The organism is Methanosarcina barkeri MS (genome assembly GCF_000970025.1).
GTDB classification, from domain to species: domain Archaea; phylum Halobacteriota; class Methanosarcinia; order Methanosarcinales; family Methanosarcinaceae; genus Methanosarcina; species Methanosarcina barkeri.
The window spans coordinates 2,484,034-2,495,857 of record NZ_CP009528.1 but is presented as its reverse complement, the minus strand read 5'-3'; the positions used below and the strand labels follow the sequence as shown (position 1 = coordinate 2,495,857).

At 40.8% G+C, this 11,824-nt stretch carries 5 protein-coding genes and 1 pseudogene; 2 read left to right on the top strand and 4 right to left on the bottom strand.

The annotated features are described in order from the left end of the window. Positions 1–288: 288 nt before the first annotated feature. Positions 289–1,050 carry a 4-phosphopantoate--beta-alanine ligase gene (locus MSBRM_RS10105; protein ID WP_048117242.1) on the top strand — a complete coding sequence of 254 codons (762 nt, stop codon included), beginning with the start codon at positions 289–291 and terminating at the stop codon, positions 1,048–1,050. 2 nt (positions 1,051–1,052) lie between these two features. Continuing rightward, entirely contained in the window at positions 1,053–1,706 is a 654-nt protein-coding gene (locus MSBRM_RS10100; RefSeq protein ID WP_048122795.1) for an HD domain-containing protein, read from the top strand. A 771-nt stretch (positions 1,707–2,477) separates the two neighbouring features. Here the strand turns inward: MSBRM_RS10100 and MSBRM_RS20850 are convergent. From MSBRM_RS20850 to MSBRM_RS10075, 4 genes and pseudogenes are all read right to left on the bottom strand, one after another. Further along, positions 2,478–6,274, bottom strand: a pseudogene (locus MSBRM_RS20850) (hydantoinase B/oxoprolinase family protein). Positions 6,275–6,904: 630 nt separating this feature from the next. Then, positions 6,905–7,186 carry a hypothetical protein gene (locus MSBRM_RS10085; RefSeq protein ID WP_141706401.1) on the bottom strand — a complete coding sequence of 94 codons (282 nt, stop codon included), beginning with the start codon at positions 7,184–7,186 and terminating at the stop codon, positions 6,905–6,907. A 462-nt stretch (positions 7,187–7,648) separates the two neighbouring features. After that, the gene (locus MSBRM_RS10080; RefSeq protein ID WP_048155575.1) at positions 7,649–8,509 is read right to left on the bottom strand and encodes a GNAT family N-acetyltransferase; all 861 of its coding nucleotides are present in this window, start codon (positions 8,507–8,509) and stop codon (positions 7,649–7,651) included. 81 nt (positions 8,510–8,590) lie between these two features. Further along, positions 8,591–11,788, bottom strand: coding sequence for a RyR domain-containing protein (locus tag MSBRM_RS10075; protein WP_052712821.1), 3,198 nt, complete (start codon positions 11,786–11,788; stop codon positions 8,591–8,593). Positions 11,789–11,824 lie beyond the last annotated feature (36 nt).

The following is an 11,824-nucleotide window of genomic DNA, read 5'->3' as shown; positions in this document are numbered from 1 at the left end:
TTGCTGCGTAATTAATTTCCTTGTAACTACTCTCCTTATAACTTAAAGAGAGTTAAAATAATGTATAAATCGAAAATTGGGATCAAATAGTAATTATATAATTCAGATTACTCATTTTAGTGTTTTATTTGAGTGTTCTGAACTAATTAAGTAGTTTATGTTAAAACTGTTACTCAAGCAGTTTATGTAAAACTGATGAAACTCATTTACGGATTAAGTTCATACATAAAAAAAGATACTGGAAAGTCAATTAAAAGAAAGTCAATTAAAATAAGGTAAGCGACCGATATGACCGAGATACCCAAAGACCACCCGAGGTATGAGTCCCTGCTAGCCCGTGAAAAGGTTGCAGCCGGGGTAAAAATGGGAATGACAAGTATTCAGGGGCTGATTTCCCAGGGAAGAGGCGAAAGCTTTGATTACCTTATAGGCGAGCGAAGCACCAAGTCTGCTCTGTATGCTGAAAGAGCAGCAGTTGCTGCCCTGCTACTGGCAAAAAATCCTGTAATTTCCGTAAACGGTAATGCTGCAGCTCTCGCTCCTGACAAAATTGTAGCCCTTGCAGATGTTACAGGAGCAAAGCTCGAGGTCAATCTTTTTCACAGGACTGAAACAAGGATCCACCTTATAATAGAACAGCTCAAAGCTAATGGGGCTTCTGAGGTGCTTGGGAAAAATCCGGATGCAAGCCTTGAACTCTCTCACGCCAGGCGGCTGGTAGAAAGCCGGGGGATATATTCTGCAGACGTAGTGCTTGTCCCTCTGGAAGACGGAGATCGTTGTGAAAAACTCGTAGAAATGGGAAAAACTGTTATAGCTATTGACCTGAACCCTCTCTCACGGACTTCAAAGATGTCTACAATCTCGATAGTTGACAACCTTACCCGTGCACTTGAAAACATGATCAAGTTCGGGATGGAACTGAAAAAGGAGAGAAATGAAGAACTTGTGAAATTAATCACAACTTATGATAATAAAAAAGTCCTTTTAGATGCTATTTCTGAAATCCAGGAACACCTTAAAGCTATGACTGTAGAATTGGAACAATGAATATGGACCTTATAGAAAAAACGAGGGAATTTGTAGCTACTTTTCTTGAAGGTGAGCCAAGTTCCCATGATATGTCCCATATAAACCGGGTAGAAGCCCTTTGCCTGGAAATCCAAAAAGAAGAAGGGGGAGATCTTCTCATACTTCAGCTTGCAGCTCTCCTCCACGATGTCGGCGTAATTAAGGAACATGAAGAAGGCGGGGACCATGCCGTATATAGTGCCGACATCGCTTCTGAATTTCTTTCGAGAACAGGGCTTGGAAAAGAGGTTATTGAAGCTGTTACTGGTTGTATCCGGACACACCGTTTCAGTGCAGGGGAAAAGCCGGATTGTCTCGAAGCTCAAATTTTGCAGGACGCCGATCGGATTGATGCCCTTGGAGCAGTTGGGATCTTCAGAGCTGTTCTTTCGATGGGAGCTCTCAGGATGTTAAAGCATACAACAGGAATGGATAAGGGAAGTTCAAAAAGAACCGTGTATATTGAAGACCCTATTGAGGGCTTTAACGAATATATGCAGTACAAACCTTTCACAATTCCTGAAAAGTTGAACACTGAAACTGCAAAAAAGATTGCCAAGGAAAGACTGAAAATCATGCGCCTTTACCTGAAGATTCTTAATAACGAAGCAGGAAACAGTAAAAAGGATTTATAAAAAGGCACCCTCTTCAAATTGTATGGAGAAACGTTATATACTGAAATAATTTTATAAGTTCAAAAATAATTTGTTTTATCACAAAATTATTACTTTTCAGAATATGAACTCGGTTCTATCAGTTCTATATTACTTTTTTATGAACCTTCACCCTCATACAGACAGACTAAGCCTCTCAATAATCCAAAACCCGGAATAAAGTTATTTGTACTCGGTTTGTCTTCCCTGTTTTATCCCAAACTTTTTTCGCTTTTTAATTTTATTATCTTGATTATATATCGTATACATCTGACCCACTATTTTACTTCAACTTCTAATTGTTTTATTTTACATGATTATTTTACAATACCAAAATGAAATTTATAATACCAATACATGCGTCTTCGGTTAAGGAATTTTCTTGCCTGAAAGCTATCGATTTTGCATTAGGAGCCGTCTTAAATTTTGGTCTATTTACGTGAAATCGATACCCTATTCCAGCTCATAATTTATTAAAATATTTGACAAATGTCGAAGAAATGGACGCAATTCATCACGATTCCTCACTTAACCGAAGACGCATGAATACCAAAATGAAATTTATAATACCAATATGAAATTTATAATACCAAAATGAAATTGGAACTTACTTAACATTTAACTTTTTGCGCTGTCTGTTGTTGTATCGTGTATTAAACTTTCAAATGATTTTGAATCTGATAAATTATTTCAGGATACAACATATTATTCTATCGTTTTGTTTTTATTAATAATCAGTGTTTTTATTAATAATCAGCCTTCGAGTTTTTCTTTCTTGCCATATCCTCCTCCTCCCGGCGTTTCGATCACAAAAAGCTCGCCGGCCTTCAGTTCAACTTCGGCCTGGCCTCCAATTTCAAGAACATTGCCGTCCCTGCGGACAATTGCGTTTCTTCCGCATCTTGCGGGCATTCCTCCTTTGAGCCCAAAAGGCGGGAATTTCCTGTGGCTTGAAAGAATGGCAGCATTCATATCTTTCAGGAACCTGAGCTTTCGGACAACCCCATTTCCCCCTCTAAATTTACCGTCTCCGCCACTTCCTTCCCTGGTGGAAAATTCCTCAAGCAAAACCGGGAACCTCGTTTCAAGAATTTCAGGGTCTGTGATCCTGGAGTTGGTCATGTGCGTATGCACGGCATCTGTTCCTGAAAAACCCGAGCCTGCTCCTGAACCTCCGCAAATGGTCTCATAATACTGGAAATCGGTATTCCCGAAAGTGAAATTATTCATTGTACCCTGGGAAGCCGCAAGCGTGCCAAGAGCTCCGAAAAGAGCATCAACAATGTACTGCGAAGTTTCAACGTTACCTGCAACAACGGCAGCAGGTGGTTCTGGTCTTACAGGGAACCCTCAGGAATAATAATTTCAAGCGGTCTCAGGCAGCCTGCGTTTAGGGGAATATCACTTTTTACAAGCGTCCTGAAGGCGTAAAGTACAGCAGCTATGCAAACCGATGAAGGAGCATTGAAATTATTTGAGAGTTGTGGAGAAGTACCTGTAAAATCAATTATGGCGCTTCGGTTTTTACGGTCAATCGTAACCTTCACTTTAATTACGTTCCCATCATCGAGTGCATAAGTAAATTCCCCGTCTTTAAGCCTGTCAATAACCCTTCTGACCTCTTCCTCGGCATTGTCCTGCACATGTCCCATGTAAGCTTCAACCGTTTCAAGGGAAAATTCTTCAACCATCCTGTGCAGTTCGGATAAGCCTTTTTCATTTGCTGCGACCTGTGCTCGGATGTCCGCAAGGTTCTGGTCAGGGTTTCTTGCAGGGTATTTTCCCGAGTCCAGCCATGCCTTTAGCCTTTCTTCACAGAAATGGCCCTGTTCTACGATTTTCATGCCCTTGCTCAATACCCCTTCTTCAGCAATTGTCCTGCTGTTCGGAGGCATAGACCCTGGGCTGATCCCTCCAACATCGGCATGATGACCTCTTGAAGCCAGATAGAATAAAATTTCCCCGGAGTTTCCAAACATTGGAGTAACAACCGTGATATCAGGGAGATGGGTTCCTCCGTGGTAAGGGGAATTGATCAAATATACATCTCCGGCATGCATCTCCTGCAACTGCGTCCGGATAAGTGCTTTTACGCATTCTCCCATTGAACCCAGATGCACAGGGATATGGGGAGCATTTGCTACCAGGTTCCCCTGACTGTCAAAAAGTGCACAAGAAAAATCCAGTCTCTCCTTTATGTTTACCGAATGAGCTGTGTTCTGCAGAGTAAAACCCATCTGTTCGGCAACTGACATGAATCTGTTATTGAAAATCTCGAGCATTACAGGATCAACATTAGTTCCTATAGCTGCACGGACCGAGAGCGGAATTTTCCTTTTAAGGAAAAGGTGGTTGCGTTCAGTAATCGTGCCTTCCCAGCCGGGTTCGAGCACAATGGTTGTGTTTTTTTCTATGAGCACCGCCGGGCCGCTTACATGGGTTCCGGGCTTGAGCTCATCCCTCTGAAAAACAGGGGTATCATGAAACTTGCCATTACTGTACATTCGCACTGCAACGACAGGAGAGAAAACAGGATTCTCTTCCTTTTCCAGCACAGGGTCCAGAACCCTCTCATTGATTCCGATGGTCTCTACGGAAACTGCTTCAACAACCATGGCTTTGCCTTCCATTACAAACCCGAAGCGCTTCCTGTGGGCTTCCTCAAAACCCTTCCGGAGACTAGCCGTATCCGCAAAATCAATAACAAGCTGCGTATCCGAACCTGCATAACGTATATGTACCTTATAAAGTGCAGTAATTTTGGCTTCCTGCACGCCCTGTTCGAGCATGAGCAGGCGACCTTCATGCTCAAGCCCGGAAAACACTGTTTTCAAACTCTCTACCAGCATGTCCGAGAGCTCGCTGCCTATATAGCGCTCTTTAATAAGCCTCTGATCTGCAAGTCCCATGCCATATGCCGAAAGCACACCTGCAAACGGATGAATGAAAATGCTTTTGATCCCAAGGCTGTCTGCAACCCTGCAGGCGTGCTGAGCAGCAGCTCCTCCGAAGCAGCAGAGGGTATATTCTTTTATGTTGTATCCTCTCTGGACAGAGATTTTCTTGATAGCATTTGCCATATTCTCGACCGCAACCGAAAGGAAGCCTTCGGCTACCTGCTCAGGTGTCCAGATATTGCCTTCGGTTTTGCCTTCGGTTTTATCTTTGTCTGAAACCTTCTCTGCAAGCTCTTCGAATTTCCTGCGTACAAGTTCGGAGTCAAGGGGCTGGTCAGCATTGGGCCCAAAGATTCTGGGGAAAAACCCAGGCTGTAGTTTTCCAAGCATGACATTGCAGTCAGTAACCGTAAGAGGTCCTCCTTTTCGGTAACATGCCGGCCCAGGGTCCGAACCAGCCGAATCCGGACCTACTCTGAACCTGCCTCCCTCATAATGAAGTATGGAACCTCCGCCTGCTGCAACCGTATGGATACGCATCATAGGCGAACGCAGGCGTACTCCTGCAATCTCGGTTTCAAGGCTTCGCTCATATTCCCCGCTGTACTGGGCTACATCAGTAGATGTGCCTCCCATATCGAAAGTGATTATTTTTCTTGCCCCTGCCATTTCCGAAGTTGCAACTGCTCCAACGATCCCACCGGCAGGACCTGACAGAATACAGTCCTTGCCCTGAAAAGTTTCCGCGTCCGTAAGTCCTCCGCTGGACTGCATGAACATAAGCCTGGGACTTCTTTTAGCTTCGTTCTCTTTTCCGTCCCCGCTATATTCTCTGCTATCTTTTTCTGTCCCATCTCCAATTTTTCTTTCTGACCCATCGTCGCTATCTTTTTTTGTCCTATCTCCGTTTTCTTTTTCGATTTCATCCCCGCTTTCTTTCCCTTTCCTTTCTTCCTCGAGGGATTCCTGTACCATATTAACGTACCTGCGGAGCACAGGAGAGAGATATGCATCCACTACGGTTGTTTCCCCCCTGCTTACGAGTTTAATTAACGGGCTTGCCTGATGGGAAAGAGACACCTGCGTAAAACCGATTTTTCTGGCAAGTCTGCCAAGTTTGAGTTCATGCTCAGGATACCTGTACGCATGCATAAGTACGATTGCAGCCGAGCGAATCCCGGCTTTGAAAGCTGCTTCAAGTGCTTTTTTTGCGTTTTCAAGGTCAAGAGGCACAAGCTCTTTTCCATCGGCTCCGACCCTTCCGGAAACCTCGATAACCTTTTCATAAAGCTGTTCCGGAAGTTCGATCTTCTGAGCAAAAATATCCGGGCGGTTCTGGTATCCGATTCTTAAAGCATCCCCGAACCCTCTATTTATAACAAGTACAGTTCGTTCCCCTTTCCGCTCTAGAAGAGCATTTGTGCCGACTGTTGTTCCCATTTTCACGGATTCTATGATTTCAGCAGGTAGAGGTGCGTTTCCGGGCAGCCCGAGAATCTGCCGGATGCCGTGCATAGCTGCATCTTTATAGTGACACGGATCGTCGGAAAGAAGCTTGTGAGTAATCAGTTTTCCATCAGGGCTGCGGGCTACGATATCAGTAAACGTGCCTCCGCGGTCTATCCAGAATTGCCATCCGGCTTTGGGGGACATGAAGAGAATAATTGTAAAGGTTGTATTAATTGTTTATTGGATGTGAGGTTTGAGCTTGAATTTCATGAAATCGGAACTTATTTTCAAAATGACTGCAGAGATTTGTATCCCTATAGGGAGTTTTCATTAACTTGATTTAATATTACACATTTAATGTCATGTGTTTTCTTTATTTACTACTTATAGCTTCTTGAATTTCTTTCGCTTTTGACAAGTTTCTTTCTGCTATTAAGTCACCAGAAGTAACTTTTAGCATCTCAGCTAGTATTTTTTGTTCTAATAATTATCTGGTTTCAATAACAGAATTAGGAATTACTTCTCGAGAAGTAAAAACTTTACTTAACATTTCCATTAAATACTCATCATTATGCCAGTTTACCATCTTTCTGTTTTTGAGACCTTCATTAAAGCTGCGTATAATACGGAAAGTAAATATGTATGCTGAATTATACAAGCTCCATAGATATTCCCCAAGAAATTGTCTACATTCTAGCACACTATTAAAAATTGGTTTAAGATTATCACGATTTACAGGTTCTAATTTATGGTTTTCATGTAGCTGTTGAGGACCGGATTCAGGAAAAGGAAAAACATATATGGTTTCTACGTATGCAATTAAATTTCTTTGTTTTAACATATTTTACCATAATTTCTCATAGCAATGATTCTTCTTTCTTGAGAAACTTGGTAGACTGAAGAATAAGATTCGAGTATCGATTTGAATATTGAGTGTTCACGACTAATTTCAGAACTTAGCTTTTCTAACTTTATATTTTCTTTTGCTGTTAATTCAATAACCATTTTTTCTAACTTTTCCTTTTCTTCCGCTTTCCATTTTATTTCTAATTTATTAGCAATTCTGTCTCCACTGTATTTAATAACAAGCACAGTTATTGCAATCCATCCACCCAATTTAACAATTATTTGAGATATTGTCGAATACAGATTTAAATTCTGGATACTAGATATTGCTGAGAAATTCATAAATAATTAAATAAATTACTCCACTAAAACTTATCGGCAATATTGAAAATCAATTGTGATGTTTACTAATAATTCTGAAAAGGGAATTTTGAAATAAGCTCTTAAAGGAGTTTTAAGATAGGATCATCTAAATAAATTAGTTTTACTGACTTCTTTCAATTAACTTGTTGAAATAAGTTCTTTGTTATATGCATCTTATTAAGTCGAATACCCCGCTAGCTTGCTGCGGGGATGGAAAACTTCCCCGGTAACCGTTGATGATAATATGATTTATCAGTTCCATTTTTCGGTTGTTAACTTCCGCTCAAACTAAATTGCTTAGGGTTATCGTCTTCCTTAACGGAATTTTGCGCCAGCGTAACTTTGATTTCTAATTTGGTTTTTTTGCCTTCACCCAAGCTCGAAAGTTGTGACCCCGTAAACCTTTTCAAGGTTTATATCAGGCTCTTCCCGGCTGTACATCCGGATAGTTTTGAACATTACAGTCATTCCATATTTATTTGCAATTTCCATTGCTTTTTTGTTTGGTTCCGGAACATCAAGATATATGACTTCTTCCGGAACAGAGGCCTTGAGAGCCAGAAATATTTCTTCTGCCGTTATCGTGTCATCGGCAAAAAGAGGGCCTATTTTGTATCCGCTCTGGCACTTCCTTATAACGCCGTATCCTTTCAGCTTTCCTGATTCAACGGCTGCAAAGGCGTAAGAATCAGGTTGTTTAATCCATTTTTCCAGAAAAGTAGACCTTGGAGCCGGAAACATTTCCCTGTCGTACTCAAGCAGGCTTTTAAATGAGACGTCTGAGATTTTCACAAGCCCATCCAGAACTTTTCCTCCTCCAATTCCTTCAAAACGCAGGTTGCTGTAAAAGGACTTGAACTTCATAAACTCCTGGTACTTCTTTTCGTTTTCCAATACTCCATCAAGTCCTATATTCCTGTTTTCCAGATGTTCCAGGGATTTTTCAGTTAATTTCGTCCCAATTCCTTTTTCCCTGAATTCGGGTTTAACCACATAGAGACCAAAAAAACTAAAGAAATCGTCATATGCGACAGCAGAGGCACAGCCTATGGGATCTCCTTCAACTTCTGCAATAAAAAAACCTTCAGGGTCAGTTTCATAAAAAATTTCCCCGTCATGGATGCCAGGGTTCCATCCTTCGCCGGTTGCCATTTGGATAGCAAATTCGGCTTCATCGCGCCTCATTTTCCGGATTTTTAGCCCTTTTATCTCTGTATGACTTTTTCCCATGTATTATTGTACTTTTGTATTGTATTTATATTTCGTTGTACTTTTGTATTCTCGTATTATGGCTCAGGAGATAAACATGTTTCAATCGCTTTTCTCGGAATCAGACTTGTAGGCTTTGTATCCAGCCTCTTTGAGCAGTTTTGGAATAAGGCGAACGGCATTAAAGTCATTAATTCGAGTATCAGGTGGAAGCTTGTTCCACGGAACAATAAATGGGCTAGTTTTATTAACAAAGTCCTTTTTGCCTTCTTTATAGGTCCATCCCTGCATGATCTTTTGCCAGACCCAGCGGTCATGTTCTCTTTTTGCCATTGTTTCAATCTCTTTTTCTGTTAGAGTTAATTCTCTTTGCTCTTCATCCTGTTGAATGCGTCGAGTACTGTAGTGAATCCAACTGAGTTTTTCAGGAATCTTTTTTATATTGTCAAAATTAGCCTCCTTGATATCTTCTGGCAGATCTTCAAATTTAACTAAGGACGGGTTCGTTTCACGGTTTTCTCCTTTAAGCTGTCTCTCTTGAACATATTTTTCATGAAGATCCCTGGCAAGACGATTAATAATTTCTGGATCGCTAATTTCCTCAACATTTTTCATGCGGTAGATTTCATATCCAGCCTTTTTGAGTATTGGAGGAATTGTGTAGACCAATTCCCGAAACCTATCTTTTTCTTTTTCTTCAAGTTGATCATAATTCTTAGATTGTAACATAGAATTATTGAAGGTTTTACCCTCACTACTGTCTGATAATTGTCGAAGTCTTTTATTGCGGCACAGTCGTCCATATTCAAGCCTGGCAAATGTCTCAATTTCATCACCAGTGATATCTGGTATATGTGGTGTTTTGCCTGTGATCTTTCTGATGCCATTATTGATAGCCCAAAGTTTGTTGGGAATATCCTCAGCAGCATCTTTAAGTTCCTCAAAAGAAGCGTCTTTATCTAATTTTGTTATCTTGCCTTTCCGAGGACTCACCTTATTTTCACACATAGATGTATCCATAGCTGCGGCCACGGACTCTACAATTGAATTTTCCTTTTTGAGAAAGGAAGTCTCTTTGGGGTCAGGAAGATCTCGCAGCAGGAGCATCGACTGATACCGTTCTTTTTCTGTCAAAAAAAAGAATTCATCTGCATCCACATGCATATCAAGCTGTTTCTTAACTGGAAGAGCTGAAAGATCAAAACGTTTTTTACCTGCCAGACGGCTCATTTCGATAACAGCGGTCATAGAACGAGCACCGTGCTTATACCTGGTCACGTTTAGCAATGCCCGTAGGACGCCATCGTCAATACTTAGTTCTCTTTTGGAGTTAAAAAGACTGGTGGCTCTCTGGTCATTTTCAAGCATTACTCTCAATAATTGTGCTCTTCGGATAATGAATGCGTCATCATCATCTTCCTTTGAGGGCTGGCGGTTGGGTCCCATAACATTGATAAAGCCTCGGAGTCTACTAACAAAATCAGGCCCTTTTGCATTTCGAAACTCTTTATCCTTATCTTCGGTTTCCTGTACAGAGTTTTGATCAGTCTTATTGTCTTCAGATGAAACAACAATGGGGGTTGAGCCATTGCCATGGGAGTTTTGAACGAAATCCTCGAATGTATATCTTGTTCCACCAGCAAACACAAAGATGGCATTTCCAATAGGATGTATCGAATCGCCTTCTTTGAACTCGCCATCCTGCATAGGCGCCAGGAAGTATTTCAGCCATCCTAACGGCTGACCATTACAATCCGAATCGAATTCATCGAAAAATACAAATGGCACCTTGCCTGAAAGAGCGAGGTCCCGTATTTTATGAAATGCGTTAACCATATCTTGATAGTCACCAAACTGGGAAACATTGAAAGATATGCTTTCGAGTAGGTCCCTATTTGTATCGATACATTTGGCTATTTGCTTGACACCAAAGGATTTGCCAGAGCCAGGGGGTCCAAATACAGCAAAACAAAGAGGATTTTTTGGTTTTTGATTCTTAAGAAATTCAATTATCAGTTCCTTGATTGAACTATAACTTTCAATCTCAGCACGATCAATAGTTTTAATATCACCAAATTTACAAATAGGTACATTTTCCAATCCGTTTGCTTTTCCTTTTAGGACAATCTCCCGTGCAACAAGTTGTCGGATATTATGGGTGTTATGATCAAGAATTCGCCAGAAATTGGGATCTGGATTTTTAAGATTAGTAGGCAGTTCTATAGAACTACAGGAATAAGTATGTTTAACACTTCCTTCCGAAATCTCTTTTAGCTTCGGGTATTCAAGAGCATCATGGCTTTCAGATCCATTATTCTTTTTGTACCCGATCTCAAGGAGTGAACGTGAATTAGCAAGTCCTTTCTGGATTCCAGTTATAAGTCCATAGAAACCTTCTTTTGCGAGTTGTTTAACAAGTGTTGCAGTAAAAATCGACGTCAGACCTATCATATTGCCATTAATATTTGATGCAAAAGAGTCTTCAAGTAAACATGGATCAAAAATAACGAAAGCTTCATCTTCTCTTTCCTTTACTCTACGGTAAAGAACAGCTCCATCAGTACCAAATAATACTACTAAATAAGGACATTGATGCAATGACTTAAGTGGATCTGATCTGTTTAGCTCATATACTAAGTCTTTCGCAGTACGATCCCAGGATAGGGATTTGCTTATATGGATTCCTGCTGTTCTTCGAAGATCACTTGCATTTATAATTACAATCAGATTTTTTGGATGCATTTCGTTAACTTTCTTCCAAAGACTGCCATCAAGAAGAGGAAGACTCATCTTATATATCACAATCGAGTCCTCGACAGATTCTAAGTCCTTAGGCCACAAATTTTCCATCTTACGAAATCCGTTTCCTGCATCGTCAAGTACAATGATTTCGGCATTGACTTTCTTTGATACCAGTGACAACATCCATGGGGGTGGTTTGTTCTCTGAAGGACCAATATATCCTGAGAACTCTTTTATACGTAAAATTTCAGTCTTTTTATCACCTGAAGTTTTGAAGTTATCCAGCATAGCATTGGAGTGGATTATTTCTTCCGGTGAAAAATTACGTAACTTTTTTTCTGGTAACTCTGACCCCGTCACGGTGGCTAATATTTCCTCTTCTTCAATTGACTGTTTAATAAAACTGGTCAGTAACGCTGCTCCGCCAGGGAGTACATCTGCATGGGATGCGTCATGTAAACGCCAGTTCTCACCTTCATCACGGGCTTTGACAGGATACATAAACCAATCAACAGTTACGTCTCCAGCTACCACAATTTTAGATTCCTTTTTTGTCATCGGAAGTTTTTCCTTTTGATCTGTCTTTCTTTTATA